13 protein-coding genes and 2 pseudogenes are annotated in these 15,473 nt (G+C 70.8%); 9 read left to right on the top strand and 6 right to left on the bottom strand.

Going from position 1 to position 15,473, the window contains the following annotated elements; genetic code table 11:
* The first annotated feature begins 2 nt into the window (after window positions 1-2).
* The 4 genes from F1615_RS26125 to F1615_RS26110 all read left to right on the top strand — a co-directional run bounded on the left by F1615_RS26125 (window position 3) and on the right by F1615_RS26110 (window position 3,821).
* Window positions 3-848: a fumarylacetoacetate hydrolase family protein gene (locus tag F1615_RS26125; protein ID WP_149551509.1), complete on the top strand. Its 846-nt coding sequence runs from the start codon at window positions 3-5 to the stop codon at window positions 846-848.
* Window positions 849-876: 28 nt separating this feature from the next.
* Window positions 877-1,500 carry a TetR/AcrR family transcriptional regulator gene (locus F1615_RS26120; RefSeq protein ID WP_149551508.1) on the top strand — a complete coding sequence of 208 codons (624 nt, stop codon included), beginning with the start codon at window positions 877-879 and terminating at the stop codon, window positions 1,498-1,500.
* 84 nt (window positions 1,501-1,584) lie between these two features.
* Window positions 1,585-3,093: an aldehyde dehydrogenase gene (locus F1615_RS26115; protein WP_149551507.1), complete on the top strand. Its 1,509-nt coding sequence runs from the start codon at window positions 1,585-1,587 to the stop codon at window positions 3,091-3,093.
* Window positions 3,090-3,821: a gamma-glutamyl-gamma-aminobutyrate hydrolase family protein gene (locus F1615_RS26110; protein WP_244328853.1), complete on the top strand. Its 732-nt coding sequence runs from the start codon at window positions 3,090-3,092 to the stop codon at window positions 3,819-3,821. The genes F1615_RS26115 and F1615_RS26110 overlap by 4 nt, the downstream gene beginning before the upstream one ends.
* A gap of 20 nt (window positions 3,822-3,841) precedes the next feature.
* Here the strand turns inward: F1615_RS26110 and F1615_RS26105 are convergent, their stop codons facing one another.
* Both F1615_RS26105 and F1615_RS26100 read right to left on the bottom strand, forming a co-directional pair.
* Window positions 3,842-4,414 (bottom strand): MarR family winged helix-turn-helix transcriptional regulator, encoded by a 573-nt coding sequence (locus tag F1615_RS26105; RefSeq protein ID WP_149551506.1) that lies wholly within the window; start codon window positions 4,412-4,414, stop codon window positions 3,842-3,844.
* Between the two features lie 166 nt (window positions 4,415-4,580).
* On the bottom strand, window positions 4,581-5,873 hold the full coding sequence (locus F1615_RS26100) for an MFS transporter (RefSeq protein ID WP_208818417.1): 1,293 nt from the start codon (window positions 5,871-5,873) through the stop codon (window positions 4,581-4,583).
* A gap of 476 nt (window positions 5,874-6,349) precedes the next feature.
* Here F1615_RS26100 and F1615_RS26090 point away from each other — a divergent pair.
* From F1615_RS26090 to F1615_RS26075, 4 genes and pseudogenes are all read left to right on the top strand, one after another.
* A pseudogene (locus F1615_RS26090) lies at window positions 6,350-6,616 on the top strand (glycoside hydrolase family 3 protein); the annotation flags it as partial.
* 698 nt (window positions 6,617-7,314) lie between these two features.
* Window positions 7,315-8,037 carry a lytic polysaccharide monooxygenase gene (locus tag F1615_RS26085; RefSeq protein ID WP_149551505.1) on the top strand — a complete coding sequence of 241 codons (723 nt, stop codon included), beginning with the start codon at window positions 7,315-7,317 and terminating at the stop codon, window positions 8,035-8,037.
* A 116-nt stretch (window positions 8,038-8,153) separates the two neighbouring features.
* Entirely contained in the window at window positions 8,154-9,740 is a 1,587-nt protein-coding gene (locus tag F1615_RS26080) for a carbohydrate binding domain-containing protein (RefSeq protein ID WP_425385659.1), read from the top strand.
* A gap of 60 nt (window positions 9,741-9,800) precedes the next feature.
* A complete protein-coding gene (locus F1615_RS26075; RefSeq protein WP_208818409.1) occupies window positions 9,801-9,962 on the top strand; it encodes a hypothetical protein in 162 nt (53 codons plus the stop codon).
* A gap of 574 nt (window positions 9,963-10,536) precedes the next feature.
* On the opposite strand, the gene F1615_RS26070 is transcribed toward F1615_RS26075, so the two are convergent.
* Window positions 10,537-11,298 carry an isocitrate lyase/PEP mutase family protein gene (locus tag F1615_RS26070; RefSeq protein ID WP_149551503.1) on the bottom strand — a complete coding sequence of 254 codons (762 nt, stop codon included), beginning with the start codon at window positions 11,296-11,298 and terminating at the stop codon, window positions 10,537-10,539.
* Between the two features lie 52 nt (window positions 11,299-11,350).
* Here F1615_RS26070 and F1615_RS26065 point away from each other — a divergent pair.
* Window positions 11,351-12,088, top strand: a pseudogene (locus F1615_RS26065) (amidohydrolase family protein); the annotation flags it as partial.
* Between the two features lie 336 nt (window positions 12,089-12,424).
* On the opposite strand, the gene F1615_RS26060 reads toward F1615_RS26065, so the two are convergent.
* The 3 genes from F1615_RS26060 to F1615_RS26050 are packed head-to-tail and all read right to left on the bottom strand — an operon-like array spanning window position 12,425 to window position 15,383.
* Window positions 12,425-13,060, bottom strand: a complete 636-nt coding sequence (locus F1615_RS26060; RefSeq protein WP_149551502.1) for a LutC/YkgG family protein — start codon at window positions 13,058-13,060, stop codon at window positions 12,425-12,427.
* Window positions 13,057-14,610 (bottom strand): lactate utilization protein B, encoded by a 1,554-nt coding sequence (locus F1615_RS26055; RefSeq protein WP_149551501.1) that lies wholly within the window; start codon window positions 14,608-14,610, stop codon window positions 13,057-13,059. The genes F1615_RS26060 and F1615_RS26055 overlap by 4 nt, the downstream gene beginning before the upstream one ends.
* Window positions 14,607-15,383 carry a (Fe-S)-binding protein gene (locus F1615_RS26050; RefSeq protein ID WP_149551500.1) on the bottom strand — a complete coding sequence of 259 codons (777 nt, stop codon included), beginning with the start codon at window positions 15,381-15,383 and terminating at the stop codon, window positions 14,607-14,609. The genes F1615_RS26055 and F1615_RS26050 overlap by 4 nt, the downstream gene beginning before the upstream one ends.
* Window positions 15,384-15,473 lie beyond the last annotated feature (90 nt).

The raw sequence follows: 15,473 nt of genomic DNA, 5'->3' as shown, positions 1-15,473 counted from the left end.
ACATGCCCGAATACCGCCGCATCCTCCTCGACGGCGCCGCCGTGCAGGTCGTCGTCGACGGAGACGAACTCGTCGCCGGGGACGGGCGCCGCGTGAGGTCCGAGGACGCGTCGCACCTTCCGCCGGTGGTCCCCTCGAAGGTGATCGCCGTCCACCTCAACCACCGCAGCCGCGTCGACGAGTTCCGGATCGGCCTCCCGGACACCCCCACCTACTTCCACAAGCCCACCTCGGCCCTGAACGCGCACAAGGGCGCCATCGTCCGGCCCGAGGGCTGCAAGTGGCTCAACTACGAGGGGGAGGTCGCCATCGTCATCGGGAAGACGGCGCGCAACATCTCCCCGGCCCGGGCGGGGGAGTACATCGCCGGCTACACCGTGGCCAACGACTACGGCCTGCACGACTTCCGGGACACCGACGCCGGGTCCATGCTCCGCGTCAAGGGCTCCGACACCCTCTGCCCGCTCGGTCCCGGTCTGGTCACCGACTGGGAATTCCACGGCAAACGGCTGCGGACCTACGTCAACGGCGAGGTCGTTCAGGACGGCTCCACCGACGAGATGACCTGGGACATGCACTACCTCGTCGCCGACATCGCCCGCACCATCACCCTGTTTCCCGGAGACGTCCTGCTGTCCGGCACCCCGGCCAACTCCCGGCCCGTCCGGCCCGGCGACGTCGTCGAGGTCGAGGTCGAGGGCCTCGGTCGGCTCACCAACCACATCGTCACCGGCCCCACCGCCATCCGTACCGACGTCGGAGCCCAGCCGACCGAGTCCGAGGAGGTGCTCTCCACCGCCCTCGGCGGCGACTGGGAGTTCCGTGGCATCAGACCACCGAGGCGCTGACCCGGACGCCGCGGGTAGGCTCGACGGCATGACCGATCCCGCCGATCCCGCCGGCGAGCGCGGCACCCGCAAGCGCGTCACGAACTACGGGACGGGGCGGGTCGCCCTGCTGGATGCCGCCGTACGCGTGGTGGCCCGGGGCGGTCTGCGCAAGCTGACCTACCGGGCCGTCGCCGAGGAGGCCGGAGTCACCCATGGCCTGGTCGTTCACCACTTCGGATCCCGCGACACGCTCATCGCCGAAGCTGTCGACCATGCCGTCCGCTCCTCGCTCCGTGTCAACGCGCTCGACACCGGCACGGACACGGTCGACGGCTTCGCCGCCGGCCTGGGGGAGATGGTGGAGACCGGACCGGATCTCCAGGCGTTCCAGTACGAACTGCTCCTGGAGGCCCGGCGCAGGCCGGAACTGATGCCCCACCTGCGCGCCCTGTACGAGGAGTACTTCGACTCCGCACGGCGCCGGCTCTCCCAGGTTCTCTCCCGGCCCGTCGACCGCGGGCTGTCCCGGCTGGTCTTCGCCGCGCTGGAGGGTCTCGTACTGCACCAGCTCGTCTTCGGTGAGCGAGAAGTGACCGAGGAGGCGCTGTCGGAGCTCCGGGCGCTGCTGGAGGGGCTGAGCGAGGACGCGGGCGACTCGGCCGGGAGCTGACCGCCTCGTCGTGCCGTCGCCCGAGGGCAACCGGTGACCCCGCTCCCGCATCTCCGCTCCCGACCCGACCGCACATCTCGCCCCATGACGAAACGAGGACTGACGGTGGATGCCACCCAAGACGACTGGATCCGCCGGGCCAAGACGCTCGCGTTTCCCGGCGCGCACATCATCGACGGTGCCGACCACCACGGGGGAGGCGGCACCTTCGCCGTGGTCTCGCCGCGGGACAGCCAGGTGCTGGCCGACGTGGCCGACGGTGGCGCGGCCGAGGTCGACCTGGCGGTGGCGGCGGCCCGCCGTGCCTTCGACGACGGGCCCTGGCCGCGGCTCGCGCCCGCCGAACGCGGCCGGGTCCTGCTGCGCATCGCCGACCTGATCGAGGAGCGGCGGGCTGACCTCGCCCTGACCGTGAGCCTGGAGATGGGCAAGCCGATCAGTGACGCCCACGACATCGAGCTGCGCGCCCTGACCAACACCTTCCGCTGGTACGGGCAACTGGCCGACAAACTCACCGACGAGTCCCCGCACACCGCACCGGACGCCCTCGCACTCGTCACGCGGGAACCGGCCGGCGTCGTGGGCGCCGTCGTGCCGTGGAACTTCCCCCTCACGCTCGCGGGGTGGAAGGTCGCCCCCGCACTCGCGGCCGGCTGCACGGTCGTCCTCAAACCGTCGGAGAACTCGCCCCTGTCCGCCCTGCACCTCGGCCGAATAGCCACCGAGGCCGGACTGCCACCAGGTACCCTCAACGTCGTCAGCGGCAACGGACCGGTGGCCGGGAAGGCCCTGGGCCTCCATCCCGACGTCGACGTGCTGGCCTTCACCGGCTCCACCGCCGTCGGCCGGCACTTCCTGCGCTACTCCGCCGACTCCAACCTCAAGCGCGTCTGGCTCGAGCTGGGCGGCAAGTCGCCCAACATCATCCTTCCCGACGCCCCCGACCTGGAGAAGGCCGCCGCCACGGCCGCCTGGGGCATCTTCTTCAACCAGGGAGAGATGTGCACCGCCCCCTCCCGGCTGCTCGTCCACTCCTCCGTCGCCGAACAGGTCACCGAGGCGGTCGTCGAGCGGGCCCGCGCACTGCGCGTCGGTGACCCCCTCGACCCGGCCACCGAGATGGGCCCGCTGGTCGGCCCGGACCACCACGACCGGGTGCTCGGCCACATCCACGCCGGCGTGGACGCCGGCGCCCGGCTCCGCACCGGGGGAGACCGTGTTCTGCCCGAAACCGGGGGCGTGTACCTTTCGCCCACCGTCTTCGACCGCGTCGACGCGTACAGCGCGCTGGCGCGTGAGGAGATCTTCGGCCCTGTCCTGTCCGTCCTCACCTTCGACGACCTCGACGAGGCGGTGGCCCTCGCGAACGCCACGGAGTACGGACTCGCCGCCGGCCTGTGGACCTCCGACCTGTCCACCGCCCACCGGGTCTCGCGCGCCCTGAAGGCCGGCACGGTCTGGGTCAACTGCTACGAGGAAGGCGACCTGACGGTGCCCTTCGGAGGCATGAAGCAGTCGGGCAACGGACGCGACAAGTCCGCCCATGCCCTGGAGAAGTACACCGAACTGAAGACCACGTGGATCCAGCTGTGATCCGTACCCACCGCCCCCTCATCGCCGTCCCTGCCCGCTTCTCCGCCACCGCCTCGGCCCTGCGGTACGCGGCCGAGGTCAACGCCCGAGCCCTGGTCGAGGCGGTCTGGCGGGCCGGCGGCGAACCCGTCACCATCCATCCGCACGCTCCCGGCGGCACCTGCGACCCGGCGGAGACCGCCGCCCGCCTCGCCCGCTTCGACGGCGTCCTGCTCCCCGGCGGCGGCGACCTCGCCCCCCACCGCTACGGGGCCGACGAGGCACACGAGGCGGTCTACGACGTGGACGACGAACAGGACGCCTTCGACCTGGAGACGGCCCGGCAGGCACTCGCGCTGCGACTGCCGCTGCTGGCGATCTGCCGCGGCCTGCAGGTCGTCAACACGGCTCTGGGCGGCACCCTGAACCAGGACATGGGCGGCCCGGGGCAGGAGCACCGGCACGTCAGACACCTGGTGTCCCTCACCCCCGGGTCCGTCGTGGCGGGTGCCACCGGGACCGACAAGGCGGAGGCATCCTGCTATCACCACCAGCACGTCGACCGGCTGGGAGACGGGCTCGCCGTCACCGCGCGGGCCGCCGACGGCACGATCGAGGCCGTGGAAGCGGTCGAAGCCGGCGGCTGGTTCGTGGCCGTGCAGTGGCATCCGGAGGACACGGCACGCCAGGACCCTGCTCAGCAGCGCCTGTTCGACGCGCTGGTCGGGGCCGCGCGCGGCCCCCGCTGAGCCGGCCGCAACAGCGCAGTTCAGCCCTTGGCACGCCGCCCGCTGCTACGGGGCGCGGGCTCCGCCCCGTTCAGCAGCGACTTGCGGCGGTCCTCGCCGTGCTGCTCCACCTGAAGGACCACACGACGCAGCCCGTCCGCGAGCCCGCGGCACTCCTCGTCGCTCAACTGCGAGGTCACGAAAGCCTCCTCCGCGTTGAAATCGGGGAACACCCGGCGCATGAAATCCTCGCCCTGCTCGGTGAGGCGCAGCAGCACGAGCCGGCCGTCGGTGGGGTGACCGGTGCGGCGGAGCAGCCCGCGTGACTCCAGTGTGCGGGAGACACCGGTCAGCGTGCCCTTCGAGACGCCCGCCTCCTCCGCGACGTGCCGGGTCTCCGACTCGCCCCACACCCAGACCACCCACAGGACGACGAACGCGGTCCAGGTCAGGTCCGAACCGCGCAGCACGGAGTTCTCCAGGTGGTGCCGCACCGCGGAGGCGGCCCGGTGGATGTTGGCCACGGCCGCCATCTGCTCCCGCCGGACGGGTGTGCCGCCCAGCTTGGCCTCCACGAGCTTCTCCGCTTCAATGATGGACCGCTGGCCGGGCAAGAGTGCTCCCTGAGTCTCCTGGACGGAACCGGACGGCCTGCCGGTCCGTCCGGTCGTTCGCCACCGAATTGTACGGGCGCGGGCGTGGCCGACGCGGATGGAGCCCTGTCGGCCGGACAGTCCGGGGGGCTGCACCCGCCAGGTCGTACAGAAAGGTCGGTGCGGCTCAGGCGCTGCGGGCTCGGGCAGCGAGCAGGGTGGCCAGGGCACACGGTGCGAGCAGCAGTCCGAAGGCGGCGCCGTAGCCGACTGCGTCGGTCGAACCGACGGCGAGGCAGGCGTTGAACAGGGCGGAGGAGAGGCCCAGCACTGTTATCTGGCCAAGGTTCTGCGTGGTCTGCATCGCGCTGCTGGCATAGCCCTGCCGACCGGGCGGGCTGTGGGTGAGTGACAGCACGGTGAGGGAAGGGGCGTACATACCCATGCCGACGGCCGCGACGACCATCGCCGATGCGGCGGTATACGCAGGTGTCGCGGGACGTGTCCCGGCAACCGCGAGCGCGACTGCCGCCGCCTGCACCAATGCCCCCGCCACGACCAATCGGTGGCGGGGGCAGTGCTCCAGCAGGCGGCCCTGCACCCAGGAGGAGCCGGCCCAGGCCAAGGCGGCACCTGTGAAGGCCAGGCCGATCACCACGGGGGGTGCGTCCCGACCGGTGATCAGCAGCAGGGGAACATAGGCCTCCAGCGTGAAGAACACGCCTGAGCCCAGCCCGCACAGCAGCACCGTGGCCGGCAGGCCACGCGCGGCACGCCAGGTACCCGGCGGCAGCAACCTGGAGGCGAACGTCACCAGCAGGGCGAAGCCGCCCGCTGCGAAAAGCAGGTGGCGCATGTCCCAGCCCGAGACGCCGTACTGCCCCAACGCCGCACCCAGGCTTACCGCTGTCGCGACCATCAGCGCCGGGCGCGGCGGCCCGTCTCCCGACCGTGCGGGCGCGGCCGCCCAGGGGGAGCCGCGCAGCACGGCCACCACCACCAGCGCGGGCAGCACGGTGAGAGTGGCCAGACCGAAGAACACCGCGCGCCAGGACCACCACTCGACCACCAGCCCCGCCAGCGGAGGACCGACCAGAGACGGGACGATCCAACAGGCGCTCATCAGCGCCAGCACGCGCGGGCGCAGCCGGTCGGGGTAGGCCCGGCCGATGGCGGTGTTGATCGACACCGCAACCATCCCGCCCGCCAGCCCGTCCAGGAAGCGCCCGGCCGCCAGCTGCCAGATCGACGTGCTGGCGCCCGAGACCAACAAGGTGACCACCGCCAGCACCATGCCCGCCGTCAGCGGACGCTGTGCCCCGGCGCGGTCTGCCCAATGACCACCCAGCACCCCACCGAGCAGACTCGCAGCCACGAAGCATCCCGCCACCAGCGGGTAGAGCGACACCCCATCCAGGTCCCGCGCGGCCGTCGGCAATGTGGGGACCACTGCCAGCGCGGCAAGCCCGGTCAGGAACATCACCGCGGCGAAACTGGAGGTGGCGGCCGCGTACCGCCCGGAGAACAATCCCTCGGTGCTTCCGGGTTGCGCCGGTGGACTGTCGGCCACCGTTGTCGGCTCGTCGGGGACCGTCACGGCCGGCTCCGGGAATGTCGCGGGCGAGCTACTCGGCAAGCGCTTCGGATGACCAGTCACGGGCGCAAGGTAGGCGGAGGCTACGACTGCCTGCCACCTGTTTTCTTCGAGCGGCCTGGCACCTCGCGGCTGCGCGCAGGACACGGCCGTCCCGCCGACGCTCGATGACACGCTTGGCCTCGCCCTGGCCGAGCGTCGGAGCCAGGCCGACGAGCACGGCCCGCCGGGGAACGGGGCGTGAAGCCCTCGGCCGCACAGGTGCTGACGATGGCTTTGCAGAGGTTCTCCGCCCGGATCGGGTGGGCCGGATTCGAGAAGGGCCCCTCGCGGGCCTTGCGGGAAGACATGAGAAACAGAACGGCGACGACCGTGTGCCCGTCCTCGCTCTCAAGGCCGGCGCCGGCCAACTGCTGTTCCCGCCGGACATCGACGTCGCCTGCAACGGCGTCCTGGCCGCCGTCCGCAGCGGGGAGATCACCGAGGACCGACTCGACGAGTCGGTGCTGCGCGTCCTGCGGGTCAAGAAGAAGGTCGGCCTGCTCAGCGGCAGCCCACTCGTCTTCCCGGAGGAGGTCGACCGGGTCGTCGGCGCCCGCAGGCACCGGCTCGCCGCCGCCCGGCTCGCCGCCGCCCGGCTCGCCGGGCAGGTGGGACCGGGCCTTGTGGGCACGGACGGTGAGAGTCACCGTGCCATTGGGCCTGGGCGCGGTGGGGCTGTACGCGGTCCTGCACCGTGCGCTCGTGTCCGTGGTCCTTAGGGCACGAACAATTCGTACATCGCGTACGCGGTGGGCGTCCTCGCTCCCCTCGCGGGTGGCCGGGCTGCCGACGGCGGCCCTGGCTCTGCCCGTGGCCCACACGGCGTTCTCCCTGCTCTACGAGTGTGTCTGCCTCGACGGAAGACACACGGCGGAGAATGGACGGCGACCACCACCACGGTGTGACGCGAGGCGGCCCTCGGCCGGTCTGCGGACGAGGCCAGGCCGTACCGGCGCCGCCGGTCCGCCGTTGCGCGATGGGAGCCGAAGTCTGCGGCCTCTTGACAGTTCACCTTGCTCAACCCCTTGACCGAATCCGGTCCGCCGCTAAGGTCTAGACCTGTGCGTGCAGGTCTAGACCTGAGATCGGTCGGCGCTTGAGTGCTGGTGTCGTACGCGTGAAGGCGTGGTGCTCGCACGGCGGCGCCCCCCGCGACAGCGACGCCCCGCACGTCCTGACCCGACCGAAGAGGCGGCACGACCGCACAGCGCCTGCACCGCGACTCATCGGCACCGCGCCCGGCCCGTGGCGACTGCCTTGACGACACCGAAGGAAGTGGAATGGCATGAACACGAAAAGACGAGCGGCTCTGGCCATCGGCGCGCTGATGGCTCCCTTGCTCGCCGTCAGCCTTCCGGCGAGCACGGCCAGCGCCCACGGCTGGGTGACCTCGCCCGCGAGCCGGCAGGACCAGTGCGCCGCCGGAGTCGTCGACTGCGGCCAGATCAAGTACGAGCCGCAGAGCGTCGAGGGCCCGAAGGGCCTGCGCAGCTGCAGTGGCGGCAACGCCCAGTTCGCCGAGCTCGACGACGACAGCAAGGGCTGGCGGGTCACCCCGGTCGGCAACACGTACGCCTTCAACTGGCACCACACGGCACGGCATGCCACCGACACCTGGCAGTACTTCATCGGCAACACGAAGATCGCCGAGTTCGACGGCCGCGGCGCGCAGCCCCCGGCGGACGTCAGCCACCAGGTGAACTTCGGCGGCTTCACCGGCCGTCAGAAGGTGCTCGCTGTCTGGAACGTAGCGGACACCGGCAATGCCTTCTACTCCTGTATCGACGTCAACATCGGCGGCGGTGACGACGGCGGCGGCGACGACGGCGGCGGTGACGGCGAGCCGGGCGACTGCACCGCACCGGTCTGGAACGCCGGAAGCGTCTACACCGGTGGCGACACCGTCTCCCACGACGGCCGCACCTGGCGCGCCAAGTGGTGGGTGACGGGCGAGGAGCCCGGCACCACCGGCGAATGGGGCGTCTGGGAAGACCTCGGCGCCTGCTGATCGCAGCCGGGCCGGCGCGCCCGCCCCACTCGGGCGCGCCGGCCTCCGCATACTCCGCCGCTCTCTGACCGCATTGGGAGATCATCGTGAGAACCCGACGTCGCATACTCGCCTGCGTGACCGCCGCGTTACTCGGCGGCCTCGGCGCATTGATCACCCCTTCCGCAGCGCAAGCCGCCAACCTGCTGTCCAATCCGGGGTTCGAGTCCGGAACACTCTCGGACTGGTCCTGCACGGGCAACACGGGATCAGTCGTCAGCGACCCCGTGCACGGCGGCACCAAGGCGCTGGCAGGCGCCGCCAGTGCCACCGACAACGCGCGATGCTCGCAGACGGTCTCCGTTCAGCCGAACACCGCCTACACCTTGTCCGCCTGGGTGCGCGGAAACTACGTGCATCTCGGCGTGGACGGCGGTGCGGCCACCTGGACGCCCTCCGCCTCCGGCTACACACAGCTGACAGTCTCCTTCACCACCGGCGCATCCCAGCGCACGGCCGAGGTCTATCTGCATGGCTGGTACGGCCAGGGCACCTACCACGCCGACGACCTCAGCCTGGACGGTCCCGGCGGCGGCGACGATGGCGAGGCCCCCACCACCCCGAGCTCCCCGCGCGTCACCGGCACGTCCACGACCAGCGTCTCGCTCGCTTGGAACGCCTCCACCGACAACGTCGGCGTCACCGGCTACGACGTCTATCGCGACGGAGCGCTCGCGACATCGGTGACGGGCACTGCCGCGACGGTCACCGGCCTGACAGCCGGCACCGAGTACCGCTTCACCATCCGTGCCAAGGACCGGGCGGGCAACGTCTCCCCGCACTCGCCGGCCGTCACCGCGACCACCGACGAGACCGGAGGGGAAGACCCTCGCTTTGTGCAGGCCGCCCCTTACCTCTACCTCGGCTGGGGCAACCCGCCGAGCCCGGCCGAGGTCGTGAACACGACCGGTGTCAAGTGGTTCACGATGGCCTTCATCCTCGCCCAGAACGGCTGCAACCCGGCCTGGGACAGCCAGCGCCCCCTCACTGGAGGTGTGGACGAGTCGACCATCCAGGCGATCCGCGCGGCCGGCGGCGACATCGTCCCCTCCATCGGCGGCTGGAGTGGGAACAAGCTCGGCCCCAACTGCTCCAGTGCCGAGGCCCTCGCCGGCGCCTACCAGAAGGTGATCGACGCCTACGACCTCAAGGCGATCGACGTCGACATCGAGAACACCGACGAATTCGAGAACGCGGTGGTCCAGGACCGCATCCTGGGCGCCCTGAAGATCGTCAAGCAGAACAACCCGGGCCTGCGCACAATTCTCACCTTCCCGACGCTCAACACCGGCCCCAACTCGTGGGGCAACAGGCTCATCGAGCGTGCCCACGCCCTCGACGCCGACATCGACAACTTCACCATCATGCCGTTCAACTTCGGCGGCGGCGCCGACATGTACGGCAGTACGGTCAAGGCCACCCACGGCCTGAAGAACAAGCTCATGTCAGCCTTCGGCTGGAACGAGGCGCAGGCATACGCCCACATCGGCATCTCCGGAATGAACGACAGCAGCGACACCGGAGAGGTCACCACTCCCCAGATCTGGACCCAGATCCGCGACTGGGCCAACTCCCACGACATCGGGCGGCTCGCCTTCTGGTCGGTCAACCGCGACCGCCCCAACTGGGAATTCACCTCCATCACCGCCGGATTCACCGGCTGATCCTCAGCAGGGGCGCTTGGCCGGCTCGCCGGGCTCGACCCCCCTTCGTCCTGCCAGGCGGTGGCCGACTCGACCGACCCGGAGGTGGCGCACCGCCCCTTGGACGGGATCGAGGCGGTCACGGACACACAGTTCAAGTGCGAGGAGAAGCAACTGGGACCTGTGCTGCACGGCATGGACACCGACTTCGACCGCACCGAGATCTCCGGCCCGATTGGCTGAGCCGCGTCCCGGTCGCGCCGCCCGCAGACGGCGCGACCGGGAATCCACCTGGGTTCGAGCTGAACCGCCACCGCCTCGTCCGGGTCCTGAACCGAGACCGCCGGGGTTTCGATCAGCGATCCGACCACCTTGGAGATCATTTCGTTCGGAGTTCTTCGAGCCGGCCGCAGTTCGTGAAACGAGTCCGGTTCACCGCTCTGGTGGTGCGGGGATCGTGGAGCGGCTGGTCAGAGAGGCGGGCGCAGTGATCGGCAGCAGTCTCATACCGGCATCTTCTTCTCTGCCACCGGCCTATGCTGCCGCCCCTGCCGCAGAGCGTTCACTCGGCCTGCTCGTCGTCACGATGGCATTGCGGGCTGGCGTGGGCAGTGACGCAGAGAACGCCGCCCCAGCTCCCGTGGAGGGAACTGCCGCACATGCGGGCCGGCGTGCCCGGCTGGATGCCCGTTCACCACTGGTGGGACACGACCCTGCCGCGGCCCCGGCATGGACCCTGACCCTCGGGCTGACGGCACAACGGGACCGCACCGCACCGCACCGCCCCGCAAGCCGGCCCCGCCGTCCCGTCAACTCCTCAGGGTGCCCACGGTTTGAGCATGTCCTTCATCGTGTCCGCCATGGCGAATTGCAGCAGCGGGCCGTAGGTGATCCGGCCTACGCCGAGACGGCGGAAGCGCTCGAGGTCGTGCCTGACGGGGTGGGCCGTGGAGTTCACGGGAACGGCGACGGCGCCGGTTACCGCCGCGAGCAGGTCGTCGTCGTCCTGAATACCCACCGGGTAAAGACTGTCGGCGCCGGCCTCTTCCAAAGCCCGGAGTCGCTCGATCGTCTCGTCGAGGACGTCGGAAGCATCTTGCGCGTGCATGAAGAGGTCGGTGCGTCCGTTCACCCAGACCGGGACTCCCGCGTCGTCAGCCGCCGTGCGCAGGCCGGCGACGTAGCTCGCGTGCTCCGGCGTGCTGCGCACGCGGCCACTGTCCGAGTGGACGGTGTCCTCGATATTGACACCGACGCCGCCGACCTCGATGAGCCCGGCGACGAGATCCGCGGGCTTCTGCCCGTACCCGGCCTCCAGGTCGACGGACACAGGCACGTCGACCGCCCCGATGATCGGCCTGACGGCGGCGAGTACCTCCTCGAAGGTCTGCCCCTCGTGGTCCTCGGCCCCCCTGGAGTCGGCGAGGGGATGGCTGCCGACCGTCAGCGCGGGGAATCCGGCGGCCACTGCCGTGCGCGCGGACCAGACGTCCCAGACGGTCGGCAACACGAGCGGCTTGTACTGGGCGTGCAACTGCTTGAGGCGTTGAGCGCGCTCAACGGTGGTGTGAAAGACCATGCCAGGGACGTTACCCCGGACTTGCCGCGGACAACGCGCCGACAGGCGTTACGCGCTCGCTTACGGGCCCGAACGCGTGCGGGCAGCGGCGGAGTTGGGAATCGGGGTGAGCGTGGACGCGGCCTTCGGCACCTCTTCCTCCGAGGCGGTCCTGCGGTGGGCCAAGGACGGCATTCTCAGTCCCGACGTCACCCTCATCCATGCCACGGGGCTGACCTCCGAGGCGTGGAAGGCGATGGGGGAGACCGGCACCACCGTGGCGCTCGCCCCCACGTCCGACGCGCAGATCGGCCTGGAGACCGCGGTCCCCGCCGTCGACGAGGCCCTGTCCGTCGGTATCCGCCCGGGGCTGAGCATCGACGTCGAAGTCGCCCTGGCCAGCGACATGTTCACGCAGATGCGGGCGCTGCACGCCATCCAGCGGATGCGCGCGGTCAACGCCGTCCACGGCACCGACCAGCAGCCCTCCCGCATCACCACCCACGACGTCCTGGACTTCGCCACCCTCCAGGGCGCCCGCACCAACGGCCTGGCCGGCGTCACCGGTTCACTCACCCCGGGCAAGAAGGCCGACCTGCTGGTCATCCAGGCCGAGGACCTCAACAACATGCCGCTCAACGACCCGATCGGCACCATCGTGCTGGGCTCGGACGCCCGCAACGTCAGCGCCGTCCTCATCAACGGCGAGCCCCGCAAGTGGAACGGCCAGGTCCTCGACGTCGATCTGGCCGCCCTGCGCAGCGAGGTGCACGCCTCGCGCGAGTACGTCCTGAACACCACCACCGGCTGAGAGTCCCCGTCAGCTTCCGAGCCCAGCCGCCTCCATGCAGCGCGCACCTGGGAAAACGGCGCCACCCCGCGACGAACCTGGTGGTTACAGTAGGTACGCGGCCAGCCGGTCACACCCTCCGTCACGTCGCGGGTCCGGCTGACGGCCGGCCGGCAGGCGCCAGCCGGTCCGGTGCCCGCCGACGGGAAGCGGCCGCTCGCACCGGAGTGACGTGACGGTCCTGGCTTGCGCGCGGACCCGTTCCCCGGCATCCGCTGCGGCGCGGGTGACCGCCCTGCAGCGGCACGCGCTTCGTGTCCGGCGGTCCCGGGCCTGACACCAGGAAACGGGCGTCGCTCAGGAGTCCGTGCGGATCACCACGACCAGGTTGCGCGGACCGTGCACCCCCTCGACGCGCTCCAGTTCTATGTCGGAGGTGGCCGACGGGCCACTGATCAGCGTGGTCGGGCGTTCCGGGATCAGCCGGGCGACCGCCTCCGGCACTCCGGGCACCACCGACGACAGGTCAACGATGCAGACGTGCAGGTCGGGGACGAGGGACAGGGCACGCCGGCCCTGTCCGGGACCTCCGTTGAGGAAGATCGTGCCGGTCTCCGCGCAGCCGGCCGCGGACGCGGTCACCACGCCGTCCAGTTCGCCGAGCCGACGGGCCGGGATGTCCGGGGAGTCCCACTGGACCTCGCCGTCGTAGGCGGCGAGCCAGGCCGGATCGAGGTCGGTGGGCGCTCCGGCCCGGCGCGCCCCGTGCTCGTGGAGCGCGTCGGCGATCACGGCCGGGGCGCGGTCGGCGGTGCAGGTGCGCACCTGGGCCTTGTAGTCGACCAGGCGGTCCACGAAGAGCGCGAGCCGTTCGTCGTCGGGCAGCGTACGGCCGGTTCGGTACGCGCGGGGGGCCGTCACCTCCGCCGGGCGGGCGAGGGTGAGGGCGTCCCGGATGCGTCCGAGCACCGTCTCGCGTGCGGTCACGGTCACCGGATTTCCTCCTCGTGGGGGTGGTCCGCGGTCCGGGCGCCCTCCTCGGCGGCGGCCCGCAGGGTGGCCTCGCCCTCCCCGGACGCCAGCCAGTCGCGGAAGGTCCGCCTGGGCGGGGCCGGGACGTCCCGGCTGTCGGTCCAGCCGTCGAACGGGGCCGGGAGGCGGGAGATCTTCCGGTCCCGCCCGGCCACCAGCCGGCCGCCGGGTCCGGCGGCCTTCTGCGCGGCCGTGAACAGCCGAGGCCGCTTCATCACCGCGGCGGCCGCCTTCATCGCCAGCTTCTCCGCGGTGGTGCCGGCCTGCTCGGTGTGCTGGTGGCGCAGTTCCACCAGGAGCGACGGAATGTCGATCTTCACCGGGCAAGCGTCGAAGCAGGCGCCGCACAGGCTGGAGGCGAACGGCAGCGAGCTGTTCGGGTCGTTCTTCGCGGCGTGCATCCCGGCGAGCTGCGGGGTGAGCACGGCGCCGATAGGTCCGGGATACGTCGACCCGTAGGCGTGGCCGCCGGCCCGCTCGTACACCGGACAGACGTTGAGGCAGGCGGAGCAGCGTATGCAGTTGAGCGCCTCGCGCCCGATCCGGTCGGCGAGCGCCGCCGTGCGCCCGTTGTCGAGGAGCACCAGGTGGAACGCCTGCGGGCCGTCCCCCGGGGTCACGCCGGTCCACAACGAGGTGTACGGGTTCATCCGCTCGCCGGTGGAGGAGCGCGGCAGCAGTTGCAGGAAGACTTCCAGGTCCCGGTAGCGCGGGAGCACCTTCTCGATGCCCATGACGGTGATCAGGGTGTCCGGCATGGTCAGGCACATGCGCCCGTTGCCCTCGGACTCGACCACCGAGAGCGTGCCGGTCTCGGCGATGCCGAAGTTGGCGCCGGAGACGGCCACCGGAACCGTCATGAACTTCTCCCGGAGATAGGCCCGGGCCGCGGCCGCCAGATGGGCCGGCACGGAGTCGAGACCAGGGTCCACGCCCGGGATGGCGGCGCGGAAGATGTCCCTGACCTCGCGCCGGTTGCGGTGGATCGCCGGGACCAGGATGTGCGACGGCTTGTCGTCCGCGAGCTGCACGATCAGCTCTGCGAGGTCGGTCTCGTACGCGGTGATGCCCCGGGTCGCGAGGTGTTCGTTGAGGCCGATCTCCTGGGTGGCCATCGACTTGACCTTGATGACCTCGTCGCTTCCTGTCTCCTCGACGAGCCGGGCGACGATCTCGTTGGCCTCGGCGCCGTCGCGCGCCCAGTGGACGGTGCCGCCGTGCTCGGTGACCTTGCCTTCCAGCTGTTCGAGCAACTCGGGCAGCCGGTTCATGGTGTCCGTCTTGATCGCCGAGCCGGCGTCGCGCAGCCGTTCCCAGTCGGGCAGTTCACCCGTGACGGCGAGCCGCTTGCCGCGGATGGTGTGGGTGGCCTTGCGGAGGTTGCCGCGCAGTTGCTCGTTGCGCAGCTCGTCGTGGGCGGCCGCGGGGAACGTGCGCTCGCCGCGCAGGTTGCCGGTCCCGTACGGGGAGCGGGGCGGGACCGCGGGCATACCGAGGAAGGTGCTGCTCATCGGAGTGCGGCCTCCGTCTCCGGAAGGGCGCAGGGTGAGGTGCGGGTGGAGGCGAGGATCTGCGCGAGGTGCAGCGTGCGGGTCCCGGCCTTGATGCGGGACAGGCCGCCGCCGATGTGCATCAGGCAGGACGAGTCGCCGGCCGTGCACACGTCCGCCCCCGTGGACAGCACGTCGCGCACCTTGTCGTGCAGCATGGCGGTGGACGTGTCCGCGTTCTTGACCGCGAACGTGCCGCCGAAACCGCAGCAGGCGTCGGCCTCCGGGAGCTCCGCCAGGTCGATGCCGTCGACCGCGCGCAGCAGGCGCAGCGGCTTGTCCTCCACCCGTAGCATGCGCAGCGAGTGGCAGGTCGGGTGGTAGGTCACCCGGTGGGGGAACCACGCGCCGACGTCGGTCACGCCAAGTACGTCGACGAGGAGCTCCGACAGCTCGTAGGTCTTGGCCGCGACGGTGGTGACGGCGTCGGCCAGGGGCGCGTCACCGTACCGTTCGGCGACGATCCGGTGCTGGTGGCGCACCGAGCCCGCGCAGGACGCGGACGGCATGACCACGGCCTCGATCGACGGGTCGCCGAACTGCTCGGCGAAGCCGCGCACCAACGGGACCGGTTCGCGCTGGTAGCCGGTATTGACGTGCATCTGACCGCAGCACGTCTGCTCCGGCGGAAACACCACGTCGTGGCCCAGCCGGGTGAGCAGCACGGCGGTCGCCTTCACCGCGTCGGGGAACAACGTGTCCCCCAGACAGGTGGCGAAGAGTCCGATGCGCATGGAGCCTCCCTTGTTCGGTCGGACCATAGTAGGCACCGACCGAAGCGAGGGCCACAGTTCGGTCCGACCTTATTGACATGTGAGGTCATC

Source organism: Streptomyces marokkonensis (genome assembly GCF_008312835.1).
Classification (GTDB): domain Bacteria; phylum Actinomycetota; class Actinomycetes; order Streptomycetales; family Streptomycetaceae; genus Streptomyces; species Streptomyces marokkonensis_A.
This window is presented reverse-complemented; position numbering and strand designations above follow the sequence as displayed.

Coding starts and splice junctions, on each gene's coding strand:
- F1615_RS26125 (WP_149551509.1), top strand. CDS start 3: ATGCCCGAATACCGCCGCATCCTCCTCGACGGCGCCGCCGTGCAGGTC.
- F1615_RS26120 (WP_149551508.1), top strand. CDS start 877: ATGACCGATCCCGCCGATCCCGCCGGCGAGCGCGGCACCCGCAAGCGC.
- F1615_RS26115 (WP_149551507.1), top strand. CDS start 1,585: ATGACGAAACGAGGACTGACGGTGGATGCCACCCAAGACGACTGGATC.
- F1615_RS26100 (WP_208818417.1), bottom strand. CDS start 5,873: ATGTTCCTGACCGGGCTTGCCGCGCTGGCAGTGGTCCCCACATTGCCG.
- F1615_RS26085 (WP_149551505.1), top strand. CDS start 7,315: ATGAACACGAAAAGACGAGCGGCTCTGGCCATCGGCGCGCTGATGGCT.
- F1615_RS26070 (WP_149551503.1), bottom strand. CDS start 11,298: ATGGTCTTTCACACCACCGTTGAGCGCGCTCAACGCCTCAAGCAGTTG.
- F1615_RS26055 (WP_149551501.1), bottom strand. CDS start 14,610: ATGAGCAGCACCTTCCTCGGTATGCCCGCGGTCCCGCCCCGCTCCCCG.
- F1615_RS26050 (WP_149551500.1), bottom strand. CDS start 15,383: ATGCGCATCGGACTCTTCGCCACCTGTCTGGGGGACACGTTGTTCCCC.